23 protein-coding genes are annotated in these 19,045 nt (G+C 36.2%); 14 read left to right on the top strand and 9 right to left on the bottom strand.

The window, feature by feature from the left end; translation table 11 throughout:
* The first annotated feature begins 28 nt into the window (after positions 1-28).
* The 6 genes from SM9_RS07760 (at position 29) to SM9_RS07735 (ending at position 5,813) form a co-directional block, all read left to right on the top strand.
* On the top strand, positions 29-724 hold the full coding sequence (locus SM9_RS07760) for an endonuclease III domain-containing protein (RefSeq protein WP_058739598.1): 696 nt from the start codon (positions 29-31) through the stop codon (positions 722-724).
* A 19-nt stretch (positions 725-743) separates the two neighbouring features.
* The gene (hemB, locus tag SM9_RS07755) at positions 744-1,748 is read left to right on the top strand and encodes a porphobilinogen synthase (RefSeq protein ID WP_058739597.1); all 1,005 of its coding nucleotides are present in this window, start codon (positions 744-746) and stop codon (positions 1,746-1,748) included.
* Positions 1,745-2,620 carry a triphosphoribosyl-dephospho-CoA synthase gene (locus SM9_RS07750; protein WP_058739596.1) on the top strand — a complete coding sequence of 292 codons (876 nt, stop codon included), beginning with the start codon at positions 1,745-1,747 and terminating at the stop codon, positions 2,618-2,620. Before hemB ends, SM9_RS07750 begins: the two co-directional genes overlap by 4 nt.
* A gap of 165 nt (positions 2,621-2,785) precedes the next feature.
* Positions 2,786-4,327, top strand: coding sequence for a phenylalanine--tRNA ligase subunit alpha (pheS, locus tag SM9_RS07745; RefSeq protein WP_058739595.1), 1,542 nt, complete (start codon positions 2,786-2,788; stop codon positions 4,325-4,327).
* Positions 4,327-5,112 carry an exodeoxyribonuclease III gene (locus tag SM9_RS07740; protein ID WP_058739594.1) on the top strand — a complete coding sequence of 262 codons (786 nt, stop codon included), beginning with the start codon at positions 4,327-4,329 and terminating at the stop codon, positions 5,110-5,112. Before pheS ends, SM9_RS07740 begins: the two co-directional genes overlap by 1 nt.
* A gap of 2 nt (positions 5,113-5,114) precedes the next feature.
* A complete protein-coding gene (locus SM9_RS07735; protein ID WP_058739593.1) occupies positions 5,115-5,813 on the top strand; it encodes a TIGR02253 family HAD-type hydrolase in 699 nt (232 codons plus the stop codon).
* Here the strand turns inward: SM9_RS07735 and SM9_RS07730 are convergent, their stop codons facing one another.
* Complete coding sequence (locus SM9_RS07730; RefSeq protein WP_058739592.1) at positions 5,814-6,497, bottom strand: DNA polymerase domain-containing protein; 684 nt, start codon at positions 6,495-6,497, stop codon at positions 5,814-5,816.
* A 179-nt stretch (positions 6,498-6,676) separates the two neighbouring features.
* Here SM9_RS07730 and SM9_RS12065 point away from each other — a divergent pair, with 179 nt between their 5' ends.
* The 7 genes from SM9_RS12065 (at position 6,677) to SM9_RS07695 (ending at position 10,450) form a co-directional block, all read left to right on the top strand.
* Positions 6,677-7,021: a hypothetical protein gene (locus SM9_RS12065; protein WP_058739591.1), complete on the top strand. Its 345-nt coding sequence runs from the start codon at positions 6,677-6,679 to the stop codon at positions 7,019-7,021.
* 8 nt (positions 7,022-7,029) lie between these two features.
* Entirely contained in the window at positions 7,030-7,296 is a 267-nt protein-coding gene (locus tag SM9_RS07720; protein ID WP_058739590.1) for a hypothetical protein, read from the top strand.
* Between the two features lie 28 nt (positions 7,297-7,324).
* Entirely contained in the window at positions 7,325-7,672 is a 348-nt protein-coding gene (locus SM9_RS07715) for a hypothetical protein (protein WP_058739589.1), read from the top strand.
* Positions 7,673-7,863: 191 nt separating this feature from the next.
* On the top strand, positions 7,864-8,241 hold the full coding sequence (locus SM9_RS07710; protein ID WP_058739588.1) for a 30S ribosomal protein S8e: 378 nt from the start codon (positions 7,864-7,866) through the stop codon (positions 8,239-8,241).
* 124 nt (positions 8,242-8,365) lie between these two features.
* Positions 8,366-9,385, top strand: a complete 1,020-nt coding sequence (gene hypE, locus SM9_RS07705) for a hydrogenase expression/formation protein HypE (protein ID WP_058739587.1) — start codon at positions 8,366-8,368, stop codon at positions 9,383-9,385.
* Between the two features lie 9 nt (positions 9,386-9,394).
* A complete protein-coding gene (locus SM9_RS07700) occupies positions 9,395-9,799 on the top strand; it encodes an RDD family protein (protein ID WP_058739586.1) in 405 nt (134 codons plus the stop codon).
* 9 nt (positions 9,800-9,808) lie between these two features.
* On the top strand, positions 9,809-10,450 hold the full coding sequence (locus SM9_RS07695; protein WP_058740333.1) for a hypothetical protein: 642 nt from the start codon (positions 9,809-9,811) through the stop codon (positions 10,448-10,450).
* Between the two features lie 47 nt (positions 10,451-10,497).
* On the opposite strand, the gene cas4 is transcribed toward SM9_RS07695, so the two are convergent.
* Both cas4 and SM9_RS07685 read right to left on the bottom strand, forming a co-directional pair.
* Positions 10,498-11,181 (bottom strand): CRISPR-associated protein Cas4, encoded by a 684-nt coding sequence (gene cas4 / locus SM9_RS07690; RefSeq protein WP_058739585.1) that lies wholly within the window; start codon positions 11,179-11,181, stop codon positions 10,498-10,500.
* Positions 11,182-11,192: 11 nt separating this feature from the next.
* Positions 11,193-11,777, bottom strand: a complete 585-nt coding sequence (locus SM9_RS07685; RefSeq protein ID WP_058739584.1) for a FliH/SctL family protein — start codon at positions 11,775-11,777, stop codon at positions 11,193-11,195.
* 75 nt (positions 11,778-11,852) lie between these two features.
* On the opposite strand from SM9_RS07685, the gene SM9_RS07680 reads away from it, so the two are divergent.
* Positions 11,853-13,124 carry a DEAD/DEAH box helicase gene (locus tag SM9_RS07680; RefSeq protein ID WP_058739583.1) on the top strand — a complete coding sequence of 424 codons (1,272 nt, stop codon included), beginning with the start codon at positions 11,853-11,855 and terminating at the stop codon, positions 13,122-13,124.
* Here the strand turns inward: SM9_RS07680 and SM9_RS07675 are convergent, their stop codons facing one another.
* The 6 genes from SM9_RS07675 to SM9_RS07650 are packed head-to-tail and all read right to left on the bottom strand — an operon-like array spanning position 13,125 to position 18,819.
* Positions 13,125-13,928, bottom strand: coding sequence for a DUF7839 domain-containing protein (locus SM9_RS07675; protein WP_058739582.1), 804 nt, complete (start codon positions 13,926-13,928; stop codon positions 13,125-13,127). It abuts the gene before it with no gap.
* Between the two features lie 49 nt (positions 13,929-13,977).
* Entirely contained in the window at positions 13,978-15,579 is a 1,602-nt protein-coding gene (locus SM9_RS12415; RefSeq protein WP_058739581.1) for a single-stranded-DNA-specific exonuclease RecJ, read from the bottom strand.
* A gap of 5 nt (positions 15,580-15,584) precedes the next feature.
* Positions 15,585-15,854 carry a signal recognition particle subunit SRP19/SEC65 family protein gene (locus SM9_RS07665; protein ID WP_058739580.1) on the bottom strand — a complete coding sequence of 90 codons (270 nt, stop codon included), beginning with the start codon at positions 15,852-15,854 and terminating at the stop codon, positions 15,585-15,587.
* Positions 15,854-16,948, bottom strand: coding sequence for a UDP-galactopyranose mutase (gene glf, locus SM9_RS07660; protein WP_058739579.1), 1,095 nt, complete (start codon positions 16,946-16,948; stop codon positions 15,854-15,856). The genes SM9_RS07665 and glf overlap by 1 nt, the downstream gene beginning before the upstream one ends.
* Positions 16,949-16,952: 4 nt before the next feature.
* Positions 16,953-18,056: a glycosyltransferase gene (locus tag SM9_RS07655; RefSeq protein WP_058739578.1), complete on the bottom strand. Its 1,104-nt coding sequence runs from the start codon at positions 18,054-18,056 to the stop codon at positions 16,953-16,955.
* Complete coding sequence (locus SM9_RS07650) at positions 18,046-18,819, bottom strand: uroporphyrinogen-III synthase (protein WP_058740332.1); 774 nt, start codon at positions 18,817-18,819, stop codon at positions 18,046-18,048. Before SM9_RS07650 ends, SM9_RS07655 begins: the two co-directional genes overlap by 11 nt.
* Between the last annotated feature and the right edge of the window lie 226 nt (positions 18,820-19,045).

Here is a 19,045-nt window from a genome sequence, read left to right as displayed (position 1 = left end):
TTTAACTAAAAGTATTAAATACTTACATATGATTTTAAATGAAATATTCGCAAAGCTTTTGGATACATATTCCCATCAGGGATGGTGGCCCATAACCGGCTATGGCGGAACAAATCCAACAAAGACAGGTTCAACAAAGGGATATCATCCAGGTGATTATTCATTTCCAAGGGATTCGGCAGAACAGTTTGAAATAATTGTAGGTGCAGTCCTGACTCAAAATACATCATGGCCTCAGGTAGAAACTTCCATAAATAATCTTAAGCAAAAGATTGAACTTACGCCCGAGAAGCTATTGGATTTTGATGAAAATGAATTCAAGCTGGCCATAAAGCCTTCCGGATATTTCAATCAGAAATATGATTATTTAAGAAATGTTTCGCAGTTTTACATTTCTCTTGATAACAATACTCCTGCTAGAAAGGATTTGCTCGAAGTTAGAGGAATAGGTCCGGAGACATGCGATTCAATACTTCTGTATGCCTACGGCGAAAGGGAATTTGTGGTGGATGCATACACCAGAAGAATATTCTCCCATTTGGGACTCGTGAATGAAAAGGATTCCTATAACAAGATTAAGAAGTTCTTCGAAGACAATTTTGATGGTGATGTCAATGATTTTCAGGAATATCATGCACTGATTGTGGAGCATGCCAAAAATCATTATTTGAAGAAACCATACGGTGAAAATGATAATGTTTTAAATAATTTCAAAGTAAAATAATATGTAAAGGTGAATACTAATGCAGTTTCCAACAACAAGAATGAGAAGATTAAGAAAAAATTCAAAAATACGTGATATCGTACGTGAAACAAAACTTCAAAAGGAAGATTTGATTTATCCAATTTACTTTAAGCATGACCTTGAAGGCGATGAAAAAGAAGAAATTTCATCACTTCCCGGAGAGTTCAGATACTCTTTAAAAAGCGGTGTTGAATTTGCAAAGCAACTTGAGAAAAAAGGTTTAAGGTCAATCATTGTTTTCGGTATTCCTCCTGAAGACGAAAAGGATGAAATCGCAACTCCAGACTATGCAGATACAGGTATTGTTCAAAAGGCAGTTCGTGAGCTTAAAAAGCAGACAAATCTTGTTGTCATCACTGATGTATGCCTATGCCAGTATACATCCCATGGACACTGCGGCCTAATCAGGCAGAATGATGACACTGATGACGGAATTGAAATATTGAATGACGAATCTCTTGAATACATTGCCAAAGTTGCTCTTTCCCATGCCCGTGCAGGTGCAGACATTGTGGCACCTTCAGACATGATGGATGGAAGAGTGGGTGCAATAAGGCAGGCATTGGATGAAAACGGATTCTATAATGTAATGATAATGTCCTATTCAGCAAAATATGCTTCAGCATTTTATGAGCCTTTCCGTCAGGCGGCATGCTCATCACCACATAATGGAGATAGAAAAAGCTATCAAATGGATCCTGCAAATGCTGTTGAAGCCATACGTGAATGTGAATTGGATGTGATTGAAGGATGTGACTTTTTAATGGTCAAGCCTGCTCTTCCATATCTTGATGTTGTAAGAATGGTGAGAGACGAGTTCATGCTGCCTCTGGTTGCATATAATGTAAGCGGTGAATATTCAATGATTATGGCAGCTATTGAAAAAGGATATCTGACTGAAAGGGCAATAATGGAAAGCTTGACTTCAATCAAAAGAGCAGGTGCAGACTTGATTATTACTAACTTCGCACCTAAAGTGTTATTGGAGGACATGATAGAATGAATCCTTCAGAAATTGCAAAGATTGCTCAAATAGCTTCAGCTTTGGAAGTGAGCGGTTATCCAAAACCTGGAAACGTTCACAGAACCCGTGATTATGATGACATGGTCTTTGAAGACTTTGTAATCAGCGGTATAGTAATTGGAGACACCATACGTGAAGCATGCAGTGATGTCGATATTGAAAATCCTAAATTGGGAAAATATATTCTTGAGGCGGTTGCTGAAACTGACAGGTGGATTAAAAACAATACCAACTTGGGCATTGTGATGATGACAACACCTATTGCAGTTGCGGCAGCCATAAGTGATGATTTTGATGATATCCGTCCAAACATCGTTAAACTAATGGCCAACACTTCTGTTGATGATGCATGTGACCTGTATGATGCAATCAACATTGCAGATGCTGGTGGAATGGGAGATCAGGATGAATATGATGTTGCATCTGACAATGCAAAACAGGAGTTGAGAGATAATAACCAGACAATGTATGATGTTTTAAAAATATCCGCACCATGGGACATGCTGGCTCGTGAAATGACTTCTGACATGCCTGCTGTTTTTGAAATAGGATATCCCACATACCATGAGTTAAAAGAGGAAAAATCATTAAATGATGCATGTCTATTGACATTCCTAACAATATTGTCTCAGGTTCCTGATACTTTGATTTCAAGAAAGTACGGATCAGATGAAGCACTTAAAATATCAATGATGACAAGGGATTTGCTTAACTTGAAAGATGAAAGTGATTTCATGGAAAAAGTTAAGGAATTCGATGATTATCTTTATAACAATAAATACAATCCAGGAACAACTGCTGATTTGACCGCAGCATCTATTTTTGTAAGCAATTTAAAATCCAACTTTTAAATTTTTTCTTTTTTTTTTATTTCTAATGTTTTTTTAGGTTTAGGTATTTGTATTTATAGTTTAAAAATGAATATTTTATTTTAAGCATTGATTTTTACAAATATTTATTAATTAATTAAAATAGATATTATAATATTATTAATGATTATTAACTATGGTGTTTAAATGAGTGAGGATATTAAAAAAACCATTAATGAATTACATATATACGAAAAGAAACTTTTAAAAGAGCTAGAGGCTAATCCTAAAGCTACTCCTGAAGAGATTGCAGAAAATACTGGCATGGACATAAAATCAGTCATGAGTGCTGCAGGATCTCTTGCATCCAAAGACATTATTGATGTTGACAAGGAAGTTGAAGAGACATATTCCCTAACCGAAGACGGTCTCAAATATGCTGATGAAGGCCTTCCTGAAAGAAGAATATTGGATGTTCTTGCCGAGAAAAAACAGATTCATATGAAGGATTTATCCAGTGAAACAGGTGTTGACAAAAAAGAGGCAAATATTGCTATCGGATGGCTTCGCCGTAAAAACTGGGCTCAAATCGATAAAGGTGTTGTAAACATCACGGATTTCGGTAAGGAATTCACATCCAAAGTTGGCGTTGATGAAAAGGTTTTGGATTATCTCAAGACCAATGCGGATGGAGTTAAACTTTTCACTGATGACTTGAAAGATGGTTTTAAAAAGCTTGCAGGTAGAAAAAATATTTTAAATGTAAAAAAAGAAACCTCACATTCTTTTAATATTTTACCTAAAGGTGAAGATATCTTAAATGAAGGATTCACAATTCAAAAGCAGGCTACTCAGTTAACACACCAACAGCTAAAAGATGGTGAATGGAAAAGCTTACAATATCGTCCATATGACATTAATGCAGAAGCTCCAGTATTTTTCGCTGGCAAAAAGCATCCTTTAAGGGTAATTATTGATGAAATTCGTGAAATCTTTTTGAACATGGGATTTTCAGAAGACAAGGGAAGCTATGTCGAATCCGCATTCTGGAACTTTGACTCTCTTTTCCAGCCTCAGGATCATGCCGCCCGTGAAATGCAGGACACATTCTATCTTAAAAATCCTCTAACCTGTGACTTGCCTGATGACAATCTGGTTAAGTTAACAGCGGAAACCCATGAAAATGGTGGAGGAACAGGTTCCATCGGCTGGCAATATGACTGGAATGAAGATATTGCACGCCAAAGCGTTTTAAGAACACACACTACAGGAATTTCTACAAAACACCTTTTTGAACATGAGCCTCCAATTAAGATGTTTTCTGTCGGCCGTGTATTCAGAAGGGAAACATTCGATTACAAGCACTTGCCTGAATTCCATCAGGTTGAAGGACTTGTATGTGATGAAAAAATCAGTTTTCAAAATCTTTTAGGTACATTAAAAGAGTTCTATAAAAAATTAGGATTTGAAGTAAGGTTCAGGCCTGCTTATTTCCCATACACTTACCTTTCCACCGAAACCGAAATCTATCTCGAGGAAAAGGAAAGCTGGATTGAGCTTGGCGGAGCTGGAATGTTCAGGCCGGAAGTATTGAAACCTTTAGGAATTACACAGCCTGCATTGGCATTCGGTTTAGGTATTGAAAGATTGGCAATGATTAGATATGATGTATCTGATATCCGTATGCTTTACAAAAGTGATATCAAATGGCTACGTGAATTGAATCTTGCAAATGGAGTGAAATTATAATGTCAGTAAAGTTAGTTTCTTGGAATGTGAACGGTATCAGGGCAGTATCAAAAAAGGATGAATTTTGGGATTGGTTTGACAATACAGATGCAGACATTATCAATTTTCAGGAAGTAAGGGCTGCTGCAGATGATATTCCAAAGAAATTAGCTGACATAAGTGAATATGAAACACACTTCAATGAAGCAGAAAAGAAAGGATACAGTGGCGTCGGCACATATTCCAAGATAAAACCTGTCAAAGTCACCCGTGGACTTGGAATTGAAGAGCTTGACAGTGAAGGAAGGGTTTTAAAGATTGAATATGAAGATTTCATTTTATATAATATATATTTCCCAAACAGTGGAATGAATGCAAAGAGACTTGATTTTAAGGTTGATTTTTGCAATGCGCTGTTGGATGAGCTTAAGACTCTTAAAAGTGAGGGCAAAAATCTTGTAATCACTGGTGACTATAATATTGCACATCATCCGATTGATGTTTACAATCCTAAAAACTGTGAAGGAAAGTCCGGTTATCTTCCGGAAGAACGTGCATGGCTTGATGAGCTGGAGGATGCGGGTTTTATAGATACATTCCGCATGTTTGATGAGAGTGAGGAAAACTTTACCTGGTGGAGCTATCGTACACGTGCCCGTGAAAGGAATGCCGGTTGGAGACTTGATTACTTTTATGTTAATGAAGAGATTAAAGACAATGTAAAGTCAGCAACTATCTTAAATGAAATTTATGGTTCAGACCATTGTCCAGTTACTTTAGAACTTGATTTTAATAATGAGGGTTAATTATGGGAAGAAATATTGAAGACGATCGTGTAGTATTTTTCGATGTTGATGATACATTGCTGGATACTTCCGCTTTCGCACAAACTGCAAGAAAAGCAGCTATTGAGTTGATGGTTGATAATGGACTGCCTTTAGATAAGGATGAGGCATATGGTGTTTTAAAAACAATCATCCGTGAAAAAGGTTCTAACTATGGAAGGCATTTCAACGTATTGACTCAGGTGGTTTTAGGTCATGAAGACCCTATGCTTGTTGCTTTGGGTATGATTACATATCATAATGTGAAAATGGCACTTTTAAGACCTTTCGCTGAGACTATTGATACATTGATTTATCTTAAAAGTCAGGGCTACCGTTTAGCTGTCATATCCAACGGTATTACAATCAAACAGTGGGAAAAGCTTGTTAGATTGAATGTTTATTCATTTTTTGATGAGGTAATTACTTCAGAAGAGGTCGGAAAGAAAAAGCCCGACAGACTGATTTATGACGTTGCATTGAGAAAAATGAAAGGGGATCCTGAAAAGTCAGTGATGATTGGAAACAAATTCAGGGAAGATGCATTAGGTGCGGTCAATGCCGGAATGAGTGCTATCCTGGTTAATTCTGATGTTACTGAAGATGACAGGGAATACATTAAAAAAGAACAATTGGATATCACTGTCATAGAAAATATCGGTGATGTAAATACTATTTTATAACTAGAAGAAAGCGTCAAGACTTTGCTGTTTTTCACCAACGGCCAGGTCTTGCAAATCCTGTTTTGTATATCCCAGAGGTTCCATTATCCGTCCTACTGCAGGAATGACTTGATTGTTGATGTAGTAATCTTTATCATATGTAATGCCTTCGCTGTACTCATAAGGTACTGCGCGCTGGCTTATTGAACCCTTTCCTTTTTTTATTATATATTGGATGATTGTTCCGCGGGTTACTTTTATTCCGTGGTCTTCTATAATCTGGGCTGCAACTACATGTGGGCCTACCTGTTTGTATTCTCCCAAAGGCTTGTTGATTTGTGTGTGTATTATCAGCTCTTTGTTTTCAACATCGCCCTTTTTTATTCTTTTCAATACTTTTTTAACTTCTGAAATGGCCTTTTTTGAATCTCCTTCTTTTAACAGAGCCATCAAAACAGCTTCCTGTGTTTCCTTGACTATCGGTGCCCAGTCTCTTCTTACCAATTCAAGGCCTTTAGCTATTATTTCTCCATCTTCAATGACCGCATATCTTTTTTTGGTTACAAAGAATCCTCTTCTGTAGAATCCTTCGTACTCAAGTTCCATGCTTTCAGGCAGTTCTGCATTGAAATCCTTTAAAAAGACCTGGGCCTGAGTTTTAATTTCATTTTCTAATTGTAGTTGTTCGGCTGTTTCTTCCATCATGATAATTTTTGATGTAAGTGTTTAAAATACTTTTGTGAGGACAATTTTTACAGGTCAGGGAAATTTTTATCACTTGTAAAATAAATATTTTATTGAAATATGCTCATATTACTTCTCAAATGCTCTAGGAATTAATTTATATTACTTTTTAGATATAATAATGGTAGAGGTTTGATATAATGGAATCAAAAGAATTAATTTCAAGTTATGATGAAATAAATGACACGTTCGTTGCTAAAGTATGTGGAAAAGATGGATATTGTGCAAACTATGAACTTTCACAGGGAATATTCCTGAATGTTGATGGTAACAGTTTGCCTTCATCAATTCAAATAAATGGTGCATCAGATGTGCTTAATGTCAGCAAAGACCTTTTGGAAGATCCCGATGTATGCATTTTAATCAAATGCAATGGCGATATGATAGATTTTGAACTATCTATATCCAGCAAAAAGGTTTATGCAAACACGTTTTTCAATACATTTGATGTTTCAAAATTCAACTATAAGATAAGGACGAATTAGGTGATATTATGAATTATTTAAATGAGCTGGATGATGAGCTCCGTGAAGAGTTTGTCTATGAATATGATGATGACCTCAGCGAGGTGGATGTCGACAGGATAATCAGGGATTTGAAAAACAACATTTCAGATTATATATATGAAAATCCTGATGATATTATTCCGCAGGAGCCTGAATGTAGTATTGATTTTGGTTTTGAGGATACTCAAATTCCTGATGAGATAATTGAAAAAATGGAGCCTAAGGATAATATTTTGGATTTCGTGAGTAAATAATATTAATTATTACTCACATATTATTTTCATGGAAAATGAAGAGTACTATATAGAGGACAATGATTTGGTCGATTTATTGAAAGATGTTTTGGGAGACAAAATCACTGATGATGATATTCAAAGAATATTGGATGCAAGTGATGACGGTGAACTTTCAGAAGAGGATTTCGATAATCTTGTTGATGAAATCCTTGCTCGGTCTAAAACAGAGGATGCTTCAAGAAAACCTGAACCTATTATTCCTCCAAAGGTAAGTCTGGATAAGGAATATGTCTATCTATCAAATTCTCCAGATAACTGTCCCGTATGTGGAACTTCCCTTTTGAATGAAAACTATTGTCCTATATGCAATTTAAAATTTTCATTTGAAAAATAAAACTGTAAAAATCATTATAAAAAATAAAGTTTATATATAATGAAAAAGTAATATTTTATTATCATTATTCATTAAGGCTCTTTTTTGCTCTCATAATGTAAATTGTTATTTTTCTTGTCCTTCAATTTACAGAAAAGAGACTTGATGGCAGCGATTATTATATAATTAATTATACTTATTTAGGTGAAATAATGGCAATTTCTCAAGGAAAATCAACTAGAAGTCCATCTGGTGCAAGAAATGTTGCAAACCGTGGAAAAAGGAAATCAGAATTAGGAAGAGATCCTGCTGAAACTAGAGTAGATGAAAAAAGATTAAGAAAAATCCGTACTCGTGGCGGAAATGAAAAACTCAGATTAGCTACTACTAATAAAATTAATTTAACTGATGTTAAATCCGGTAAAACCCAAGTTACTGATATTTTAGGAGTAATTGAAAACGACGCAAACCCTAACTATGTAAGAAGGAACATTATTACTAAAGGTGCAGTTGTAGAAACTCCTGAAGGTAATGCAAAAGTAACATCCAGACCTGGTCAGGATGGCGTTGTTAACGGAATTTTAATCTAAAGATATTAACTTATCTTTACTCTTTTTTTTATTATTTTTATTTTAATTCTAAATTTTTTTCAATTATTTTATAACTAATTTAATATACTTGTTTCAACATATCTTTTTTATAAGGCGATACTTTATGTCAGATGATAAAATTAATATGAATCATGGTGCTGGTGGAGAAGTGATGGCTAACTTAATCGCATCCACAATCCTAGACAATATATCCAAAAAAAGTGTTAATGGTGGTATTAGTTTAGATGCTTTGGATGATGGTGCATCAATACCATTAGGCGATTATGAAATTGTTATGACAACAGACGGTCATACTATAGACCCATTGTTTTTCCCTGGTGGAGATATTGGTAGAATTTCAGCTGCAGGAACAATAAATGATGTTTCTGTAATGGGTGCAAAACCTTTAGCTATTTCAAATGCAATTATCATGCAGGAAGGTTTTCCTATAGAAGACTTGGATAAGATTATGAAATCTTTAAATGAAACCTGTGAAGAGGTTGATGTTGCTGTAATTACAGGAGATACTAAAGTCATGCCTCAGGACAAGCTTGACGGTATTGTAATGGTCACAACAGGTATTGGAATAGCCAAAAAAGGTGAGGTTGTACGTGACAGCGGTCTTCAGGTTGGAGATAAAATCATTGTCACAGGCAGCTTGGGGGATCACGGTATGAGTTTGATGTCTTTTAGGGAAGGCTTTGGATTCGACACTGATTTAAAATCAGATGTTGCTCCAATGTGGAATATTATCAAAAAAGCATTGGATGTCGGTGGCGTTACTGCAATGAAAGATCCTACCCGTGGTGGTTTTGCTAATGCAATTAATGAAATGGCTTCCAAATCCGGTAATGGTATTGTTTTAGAACAGGATGCGATTCCAATAAGGGAAGAGGTTCATGCAGTTTCAGAAATGCTTGGTATTGATCCATTTGAAGTTGCAAATGAAGGTAAGGTTGTAATGGGTGTTAAAGCAGATAAGGCGGAAGCTGTCCTTGAAGCCATTAAAGGCGAGAAATATGGTGAAAATGCTGCCATTATTGGTGAAGTTGTAGATGGTGATTATGTCATTGTCAACACGCCGATTGGTGGAGAACGTATTTTGGAAGCTCCTATAGCTGATCCTGTTCCTAGAGTTTGCTGAGGTGTTAAAATGGCTAGTGTATTTACAAGAAGGGTACTTGCATATATTATAGATTTTTTTGTAGTTTCTGCATTCATGTGGATTGTTTCATTTCTGTTGTCAGTTTTCATTAATCCGTATGGTCAGTTCCAGGTCTATATGTACTTCCCATATGTTGTTCCAGTATTAATAATACTTTATTTTGTTTTATTGGAAAAGACCAAAGGGGCAACTGTTGGCAAGGCCTTAATGTATTTGCGTGTTATTTCAAGAAACGGTTATCCTATTTCCACAGTTCAGGCTATTGTGCGTAATTTAACAAAAATTTTCTGGTTCCCTATTATCTTTGATTGGGCTTTAGGAAAATTGTTCAGACGTGATGATAGGATTTTCAGTGATTTTACAAAAACAATTGTTGTCAATGAAATAGAATAAATGATTAAAATGATTAAAAGAGTTCAAGTTCTATGGTATTTAAACAAGGATGATTTGGAGAATTATTGTCTTGATTTCAAACCTTATCAGTCACATAAGCTTGACGGATATGAAATCTATGATGTTGATGAAGATTTAATCTATGATTTATGTGACAGGGATCCTGACAGGCTGGAGCCTGTCGGATACTTCAAAAACAAAAAAGAAATAGAAAATTACTTAAAAGAGCATATAACAAACAATGAATATGATTTGGAAATCGGTTCACCGGAACTTAACTCTAAAATTTCCGACGCAATTAAAACAATTGACTTTTCTGAAGAGGGATACTATATTTCAGTGGGTGATGGAGAAATCGGCGACATTCAAAATATTATCACTCACTGGTATGATTCACTTAAAAAAGAATACAACAGCTCTTCAAAGGATAATGTGTGGGTATTGATGGTTACTGGCTATGATCCCTATGAATTGTCTTTGACCGGAAGAACTCTTGCACATATATTATCGGATATTTTAAACATTAACGAAGCATCACTTGACAGTCTGATTCCAAACAAGGGAAAAATTACCATAGATGAATGGAATGAAATTTTGGATAAGATGTATAAGAAAAACAAGTTATATTTAGGATTAAATCGTGTGATTTAATTCCTGTTTTTTTATTTTTGTTTTAAAAAAGAAGTATGTGGTGTTGGCTATAATTTGCACTCTTCACAGTAGCTTTGATACCTGCAGGATTTGCATTTGTTGGGATTTTTTGTTGCGATGAATGGTTTTTGACCATCAAAAAGTGAGTGCATTCTATCTATTGTGAATTTGATTTGCTTTTCAACGTTTGCATCAAAATCTTCACTCCAAAAGATGTTGTCTGTTCCGCGCTGTCTCAGTGCTCCCTTGATTTGTCTTTCATCACCGCTCATTTTTTTGAATGCGAGGCAGTATGCCCTGACCTGATTTATTGTTGATGGGAACGCTCTGGAACCTGGCTTGTCATCTATGATTACTATTTCTGTTGGTGTCATCCATATTTCATCAATGAAACCTCTTATACCGTAATCGGCTGAAATAACAAAGCATTCTCTGGATATTGTAGCTTCCTTTTTTGATGATTCAAGCACTTCGTTGAATGTTGCCTCTTCTGCATCCTTGAGAAATTCCTCTTCTAGCTGGCTGTGCACATCTGTTCCCTTCAGCATTGCCCGTGTAGGTTGTGTTTTTATGCCTTTCATGTACTGGAGATATATCTGGTATTCACAATAACCCTGCTGATTTAACCAGCTAATGGGGAAATTATTTTTACCGTTAATTATTTGTATACTTTCTATTGAAGGATGCTTTTTAAATGAGTATTCCTTGTATTTAATGAATTTATTTTTCATGGTGATTTTTCCTATCTTCTTGTTGGTCTTTTCAAGACAAGTCCTGTCAACTTCGTAATCTCTTCTAGGGGATAATTGTCTTTATACATTGTACGTGCAACTCTTTCAAGGCCTTGTTTTCTTCCTTCATCAAGTCCTTGCTGGTATGAAGCTCCACCGCCTTCGCTCATGGCTTTTTCATAACCTGATTCACGGCCGATTTCTATTCCTTCCTGTTTTCCCTTTTCAAAGCCTTGTTTGTAGCCGATTTCTATTCCTTCTTCACGGCCCTGCTTAAGGCCAATGTCTATTCCACGTTCATTAATTGTTTCTCCGTCTTCACGGGTGTACAATATTTCATCAACATCCTCAACAACCTGTTCAGCCATTTCTTCAGCCAATTTTACTTTGACTTGATCTTCTACCTGTTTTTGGATTATCTTTTTAACTTCTTCAGTCTGCATTCTTCTTTCAACTTCAGAATTGATGTAATCATCATATCTGCCGGATTCTATTCTGGAGTTGATTTCAGAGGAAATTCTGGCTTCAAGTTTTTCCTTAAGCATTTCTTCCGTGTTTATATCATTAACCAAATTTTCAAGTGATGACTTATCCATAAGAATATCTCCCATTATAGTAATATAATATTGTTTTTAAAACTATAAATAATAATCTTTTCAAATATTAAAACAATGAATTTCAATGATTTAAAAATAAATGATGACATTAAAAGTGCTGTCGGTAAAATGGGGTTTGAAAAGTTAACTCCAATTCAAAAAAAAGCAATTCCTGAAGCATTAGCAGGAAAAGACATTATCGGTCAGGCACAAACAGGTTCCGGCAAGACTTTTGCCTTTGCTATACCAATACTGAACAAGATTTTTACTCCGGACAAGTCACCTCAGGCCATTATACTCTGTCCTACACGTGAACTGTGCATCCAGGTTGCAGAAGAGTTTAAGAAATTGTCCTGGGATATGGATAAGGTAAAGATATTGGCGGTTTATGGTGGTCAGGCTATCGGAAGGCAGATTCGCGTATTGAACAAGGGAGTTCATGTTGTTGTTGGAACTCCTGGCCGTGTTATTGACCATATTGAAAGGGGAACTCTTGATTTGATTGGTGTTGAAACAGTTGTTCTGGATGAAGCTGATGAAATGTTGGACATGGGATTTAGGGATGACATTGAACTGATTTTAAGGCACACTCCAAAGCAAAGACAGACTTTACTCTTTTCTGCAACAATGAGGGATGAAATCAAAAAAATCACCAAGCTGTATCAGAATAATCCGAAATTTATAAAAATTTCAGATTCAAGAAAAACGATTCCTAAAATAAAGCAGTTCTCTTTTAAAAGTGATGACCGGGATAAAATTGATGATTTATGTAAGATTATTGAATATTATGACTTTAATCTCTGGCTGATATTCTGCAATACTCGCCGCAGGGTGGATTTTGTTTATCGAAATCTTAAAAGAAACGGCTTTAAGGTAGACAGCATTCATGGTGACATGACCCAAAAAGTCAGGGATAAGGTAATGAACAAGTTTCGAAACGGCAACATATCGATTCTTGTAGCAAGCGACATTGCAGCCCGTGGAATTGACGTAACTGAAATTGATGTTGTCGTCAATTATGACATTCCTCAAAATCCTGAAGATTACATTCACAGAATCGGACGAACAGCCCGTGCAGGTGAATCCGGATATGCGTTCAATATTGTGGCTCCGTATGAATCACATGACTTGGTTAAAATCAGAAAAAAATTCAATTTAAATATTAAAAGCAAGAAAGTTCCAAGCCGTGATGAAATCGAGAGAATAAAAAATAAAGAAGTTTTGGATGATGTTCGTGTATTGATTGAAAATAATGATTTGGAAAATTACGTTAATGTCATAACATCTTCCAAAATGGATGCTACTGAAATTGCCGCAGCATTGTTAAAAATGATTAGGGAAAAATAATTATTTTCTTCCATCAATTATATTGTATTTGATTTTTTCGGATTCAAGTTCGCGGACAAATGATTTTGTCATGTCTCCGACGCATAATGCCAATACATTCAAGCCTTTGCGTGCAGCATTTGCAGTTGCCTGGGGAGCAGCAAATTCAATGTCCACATTCAAATCAAGTTTGTTTGCAACAACTCTTGAAATAGTACCTGCAACGGCAATCTTGTCTATTTTTGCACCGCTTTTAGTACCGTTTTCATAAACATCCTTAATCAGGTTCATGTCAGCAACATTAGTTCCGCCTTCCTTGATTGTCGGAAGATTGATTACTGTTGCCTCTCCGACAGTCATGTCAATAAGGCCTGTCAGATTGGTCAATGCCACATCTGAATCTTTTTCGGTATCTTCAAGAACAATACCTGTTGCATTTTCCTCTTTGTGATGGGCATATAAAATACCGTCTTTCATGTAAAGACCTACAATTTGGTCTTTTTTCAAGTCTTCACCTGCAATAGCTGGCCAGATTGTTTTGTAATGGTTCATGGTTTCCAAAACGGAATCTGAATATTTTCTTAAACTGATTGCATCTCTTTTAACCTTATCGATACCTTTTTGGGTTATCTTATAAGGTGATCTACCGTCTTTTGAGGTAATGTATCCTAACTCTATTAAAGTTTTAATGTTTTCTGAAACAGCCTGGATTGTAATACCTAATTTTTGAGCCAAATCCTTTTGTTTAAGGTGTGGGTCCTGTTTAGATATTTCACTTAGAATTTGGAAGTGAGTTAGTGCACCTCTTTTCTTAAAAGCTTTCAATTTTCATTCCTCCTATTAGCATTAAACATGCTTTGACAAATTTATAAAATTACATTGATATTTTTCCATTTAATGATATATTAAACTTTTGTATAAATTCGTCTTTTTTTGAAATGGGAATGTATGCACCACATGCCATTGCATGTCCTCCGCCACTGCCGCCGACTTGTGATGATACTTCGCGTATAATATTTCCAAAATGGATTCCGTCATATGACAGGAAGCGTGAACATCGAAGTGATACCTTAAGGCCGTCAGAATCTTCAATCTGTGTAAATCCGATTATAGGCTTTCTCCAGTTGCAGTATCCCAATATCATGCCTGTAATTGTACCGACAATTTCCGGTTTGATTCCTGTACCGTCAAAGTACTGCAAATTTTCAAGTTCAATTATCTTATCTCCGTTTGCCACCTTTTCCATTGATGTGGCAAGATTATATCTGTGTTTTCTGCTGATTTCTTCAAGTTCGACAAGTGCCCAGTCCCTGTTTCCCTTAAGGACTTCCATAGCAATTTTTTCTTCATGGTTTCTACCGCAAGCGTTCATTGCGGTTGAAAATTCAGCACCATCCCTTAAAAAGCTTGCAGGATCTTCAAGAAGGAAAGTGTATGAGTCTCCAATAAGTATCTTTTGAATATGCTCATAGTATTTTGGCGGAACCTCATTGATTATCATCCTGTTAAGTGCATTGTAGAGTTTTCCTTTTTCTTCGTTTGTCAAATCTGACAATGTTTTTCTTTTGATTCTTCTTTGGGTTTGGAAAAGTATCATGAATTCGTCTTTGGACAGGTATGGCGGAAGGGTTTGAGCAGCCTTGATTGAGTCAAGCTCCTTGTTTAGCATTGCCCTGTCCTGCCTTGTCAGTGTATAGTCCTTTCCGGCTTCGCATAGGATTCCGATTTTTTCAAGCACTTCCGCCTCTTCGGGCATGACTCTGTGAAGTGTTGAATCGATTCCCAGTTCATCTAAAAGAGCCTTGGATTCATTCTGATTGTTTGTTATAGGTAATTTGACATCACTGAAATATGACAGTGCAATAAAAAGCTCACGGGTATTTCTTCCATATATGTTCAAATCATTTTGAATCAAGTCGAGATATCCTTCATTTATGGCATCTTCTTGAATGATTTCGTTCAGTCCCTCAAAATGTCCACTGTGAGTATTTTGCATATCTCCGATTGCAGATAAAACGCCTATCCAGCTCAGGTCTGTATATCCGAATTCCTTTGCAAGAAAATAGCACAGGCCTCCTCCGCAGACATAATATGACCCGTCGATTCCATGGTGGATTGGATTTATTTCAAGGTATGTGAAGTCCTTTTTGTCCTTATAGTCCAAATCCCTTAATGGCGGGTGATGGTCTAGAATTAGAATGTTGTTGTTCTCAGTCGCTTTGGTGTCGATGTGCTGGCCTGAACCCAAATCAGAAAATATTGTAAGTTCATGATCAAGCTCGATATCATCAAGCACATCAAGATTTACGAAATCAATGTCATGGGGTTTTTTTTGTCTGTCCAGGATGGTTGAAAGGATTGCGCCTGAACATATTCCGTCACAGTCGATATGTGAATAGACCTTGATGCTGGATGAATTTTCGATTAATTCCCTTGCTTGGCGATACTGCTCAGACATTAAAGTAGGAATTTCCATTCAAATCATTTCCTGATGGCCTTGATTTTTAAGCTTATTTCCTTTATGAGCTCAAGTTTGGTATTTTCATATTCAACCAAAACTCTGCCTGATTTTTCATACCATTTTCCAGGATATGCCCTTTCCTTTTGGACATTGTATGTCAATCCCAATCTTTTCAATGCCTTTTCGATTTCATCCATTGTAGGTGATGAAACGGCATTTTCTTTGGATATCTTTCTTCCTTCACTTAAAGTCAAATTTTTATCTAGATATTGTGGCCAGATTGTAATCATTATTTAATCTCCTTTTCAAATATTTCCAGTGCGTCCTTAACAACTAAATCCATATTGTAATATTTATATTTGGCTAAACGTCCGGCAAAAATGACGTTTTCTTCTTTTTCCATTTCCGCTTCATAAAGTTTGAACTTATCCAGATACTCCTGCGTAGGGTATGGATAGCATTTTTCGCCGTTAAAACCAGGATATTCTCTCATTATTGCTGTCTTGTCTTTAATATTTTGTCCGGTCAACTTTTTGAACTCGGTAATTCTTGTAAAGTATGGGTCATTCGGGTAGTTGACTACCGCTACGTCCTGATATGAATCCTCATCCAGTATTTCATAAACGAAGTTAAGGCATCTGTAGAGCAGTTCACCATACTTGTAATCATAAAAGTAATCGATAGGGCCTGTATAAATAAGTTTTTTTGAATAGCTGATTCTGTTGATGTATTGCTTATAGTCTGCCTTGAGGCCGACATGAATGTTGTCTGATTCAATCATCTTTTCGCACATCTTGGTATATCCTTCTTTTGGCATTCCCTGATATGCGTCTTCAAAGTATCTGTCATCATGATTGAACCTGAATGGTATTCTTGATATTACAGACGGACTCAGATTGGCTGCTGAAGTTCCCCATTGCTTTTCTGTGTAGTTTTTGAAGAGCTTGTTGTAGATGTCTCTTCCAGCATTTGCCAGAACCACATCTTCTGAGGATTTTATTTCTTTAATGTCTTCCTTGTGCTCGTCAATCCACTCATGCATTGAGTCTTCATCCAGGTCAAGGTCATACAGCTTGTTCAGGGTATCTATGCATATAGGCATCACAACAAGCTTGCCGTCAACATAGCTGAGCACCCTGTGTTCGTAATCAATCCATTCAGTAAACTTGGATAGGTAATCATAAACTTTCTTTTCTTTTGTGTGGAAGATGTGCGGTCCGTATTTCTGAATCAGCAGTCCGTCATCATAGAAATCATAGACATTTCCTCCGATATGGTCTCTCTTTTCTATGATAAGAACCTTTTCATCTAGTTCATTGGCTATTCTTTCAGCTATTGTAAGGCCTGACAGGCCAGCTCCCACTATCACATAGTCAAATTCCATTATATCACGCTTTTGAAGTATAAATTGAAGTTTCGATTGCAGTTGTCATTGAAGATAAAAGCATCTTGCTTTTCATATCGCTTTTATGTATTTTCTTGAGTTTATTTACTTTTTTTAGAAGCAGTCTGTTTTCCTCTTTGGTAAATGGAGAGCCTTTCCATGTATTCATCCAGTGAAGCAGGTGAGGATTTACTGCAATTGTCTGTATTTCCTTTGAATATCCTTCAGTAAGCTTTCTGCAGTAGATATATGACTCCATCAAATCGTCAAGCAGCCTTACGTTTACAGTATTTGTAATTGACTTGTCATCAGGCAGATCTCTTATATAGTAATCGTAACACATGAAGTTGTTGAGATAGACGATTCCCTCTGCTTTAAGCAGTGCCTCATCTGTAAATGCCAGGTCGTCTCCTGATATGTATGGCTGGAAACGAATGTTATTGTCCATGATAAGTTCCCTTTTAAAGATTTTACTCCAGACTGCAGGTGCCATCTTCAAAAGGTCAGGTTCCTGCTCGATATTGTCGATGATGATTTTATCAATCGGTCCGTCCCTTTTGTATGTCACTTCATGGTCTTTTCCGTAAAGGAACCTTTCGATGAAATTGTCCCATAGAAAGTCTGATACGTTAAGGAAATTCGCAGTTTCAAAGGTTTCGTCGGGATAGGCATGTTCCAGGTCGTCTTCATAGGGTGAAAATGACTTCTGAACAGTTCCTCCATATTCAAATATCCTTCTGAACCTTGCAAATGCAACATCAGCATCATTTTCCTTCACTGCATTGTATAGGGTTTCGCATGAATCAAGTGTGTATCTGTCATCAGGATCCAAAAACATTATATAATCTCCGGTGCATGCTTCAATACCTGTGTTACGTGGAGTATATGCGGCTCCTGAGTTCTGCTCATGGTGAATTGCAATGCAGCAGTCGTATTTTTCGGCATACTCATCAATGATTTCGCCTGATCCGTCGGTTGAACAGTCATTGACCATTATTATTTCGAGATTTTCATTTCCAATAGTTTGATTTATTAGAGAGTCGATTCCTCCTCGAAGGTGATCGCCAACATTAAATATCGGCAGAATAATACTGATTTTATCTTCCATTAGAATCTCTCCATACTTTGAATAGCAGTTCCATCATATCAGGAACCGTGTAAGTGTCTGGGTAAATATGTGCGACTTCATAGTCGTCGAGAACCTTTCCGGTAATAGGGCCTATTGCAACAGTCAGCAGGTTGTCTGACAAGAGTCTTTTTAGTTTTTCATTATTTTCTGATATTTTAAAGAAGTTATGAACAGTCAATGGGCTTGTAAAAGTGATTGCATCAATTTCTGAGTTTTCAATTTTTTCAATCAGGTCTTTAACACTTTCATCATCCATTGGAAAGAGTGACTTATATGCTTCAGCCAGGATGACTTCATTTCCAAGATTTTCCAGACCTTTCGGCAGGGTGTCTCTTGCAGAAGCGGTTCTTGGAATTCCGATGCTTTTGCCTTTGATGTCTGATTTTGCAAACTCATCAACCAGACCTTCAGCAGTAAAATCATCAGGCATCAAATCAACATCAACTCCCTGTTTTTTAAGAAGTGATCCTGTTTTGTTACCTATCACAGCAATTTTGCAGTTCAGGTTTTGTAAAAAATCAGGATAGAATAAATTAAGAGAGTCAATCGTTGTTGGAGATGTAAAAACAATCCAATCTAGCGAATCAACATTTCTAACCAAATTTTTTAGTGAATCAGTATTCACTGGCTGTAAGTCTAGCGTTGGTGCAAGCACTGCACTTCCACCTAATTTCTCTACAATTTCACAAGCTTTTTTAGCTCTGTCAGCAGGTCTTGTAATTGCAACAACAGGTTTTTTCATCATATTTACCTTCAATAACTTATAATGTTATATATTTTGATTTTGTTTGCTTATATTATTTGTGTAATTAAATTATTATATATCATTATTTCCATATATTATACATAAAATGTATCATTGTTCAATGAATCTCATCAAATCATGCTTGTAATAGCATTATGTAGAATATAATAGATATGGTGTTTAACAATCTCTTAAATCCAAAATCATTTCATTAAACTCACAT

The organism is Methanobrevibacter millerae (assembly GCF_001477655.1).
Classification (GTDB): domain Archaea; phylum Methanobacteriota; class Methanobacteria; order Methanobacteriales; family Methanobacteriaceae; genus Methanocatella; species Methanocatella millerae_A.
The sequence above is the reverse complement of the archived record's forward strand: the minus strand, read 5'-3'. Positions and strand labels throughout refer to the sequence as shown.

Coding starts and splice junctions, on each gene's coding strand:
- SM9_RS07680 (WP_058739583.1), top strand. CDS start 11,853: ATGAATTTCAATGATTTAAAAATAAATGATGACATTAAAAGTGCTGTC.
- SM9_RS12415 (WP_058739581.1), bottom strand. CDS start 15,579: ATGGAAATTCCTACTTTAATGTCTGAGCAGTATCGCCAAGCAAGGGAA.
- SM9_RS07650 (WP_058740332.1), bottom strand. CDS start 18,819: ATGAAAAAACCTGTTGTTGCAATTACAAGACCTGCTGACAGAGCTAAA.
- hemB (WP_058739597.1), top strand. CDS start 744: ATGCAGTTTCCAACAACAAGAATGAGAAGATTAAGAAAAAATTCAAAA.
- cas4 (WP_058739585.1), bottom strand. CDS start 11,181: ATGAAAAATAAATTCATTAAATACAAGGAATACTCATTTAAAAAGCAT.
- SM9_RS07710 (WP_058739588.1), top strand. CDS start 7,864: ATGGCAATTTCTCAAGGAAAATCAACTAGAAGTCCATCTGGTGCAAGA.
- SM9_RS07685 (WP_058739584.1), bottom strand. CDS start 11,777: ATGGATAAGTCATCACTTGAAAATTTGGTTAATGATATAAACACGGAA.
- pheS (WP_058739595.1), top strand. CDS start 2,786: ATGAGTGAGGATATTAAAAAAACCATTAATGAATTACATATATACGAA.
- SM9_RS12065 (WP_058739591.1), top strand. CDS start 6,677: ATGGAATCAAAAGAATTAATTTCAAGTTATGATGAAATAAATGACACG.
- SM9_RS07700 (WP_058739586.1), top strand. CDS start 9,395: ATGGCTAGTGTATTTACAAGAAGGGTACTTGCATATATTATAGATTTT.
- SM9_RS07760 (WP_058739598.1), top strand. CDS start 29: ATGATTTTAAATGAAATATTCGCAAAGCTTTTGGATACATATTCCCAT.
- hypE (WP_058739587.1), top strand. CDS start 8,366: ATGTCAGATGATAAAATTAATATGAATCATGGTGCTGGTGGAGAAGTG.
- SM9_RS07735 (WP_058739593.1), top strand. CDS start 5,115: ATGGGAAGAAATATTGAAGACGATCGTGTAGTATTTTTCGATGTTGAT.
- SM9_RS07740 (WP_058739594.1), top strand. CDS start 4,327: ATGTCAGTAAAGTTAGTTTCTTGGAATGTGAACGGTATCAGGGCAGTA.
- SM9_RS07720 (WP_058739590.1), top strand. CDS start 7,030: ATGAATTATTTAAATGAGCTGGATGATGAGCTCCGTGAAGAGTTTGTC.
- glf (WP_058739579.1), bottom strand. CDS start 16,948: ATGGAATTTGACTATGTGATAGTGGGAGCTGGCCTGTCAGGCCTTACA.
- SM9_RS07730 (WP_058739592.1), bottom strand. CDS start 6,497: ATGATGGAAGAAACAGCCGAACAACTACAATTAGAAAATGAAATTAAA.
- SM9_RS07655 (WP_058739578.1), bottom strand. CDS start 18,056: ATGGAAGATAAAATCAGTATTATTCTGCCGATATTTAATGTTGGCGAT.
- SM9_RS07665 (WP_058739580.1), bottom strand. CDS start 15,854: ATGATTACAATCTGGCCACAATATCTAGATAAAAATTTGACTTTAAGT.
- SM9_RS07750 (WP_058739596.1), top strand. CDS start 1,745: ATGAATCCTTCAGAAATTGCAAAGATTGCTCAAATAGCTTCAGCTTTG.
- SM9_RS07715 (WP_058739589.1), top strand. CDS start 7,325: ATGGAAAATGAAGAGTACTATATAGAGGACAATGATTTGGTCGATTTA.
- SM9_RS07695 (WP_058740333.1), top strand. CDS start 9,809: ATGATTAAAAGAGTTCAAGTTCTATGGTATTTAAACAAGGATGATTTG.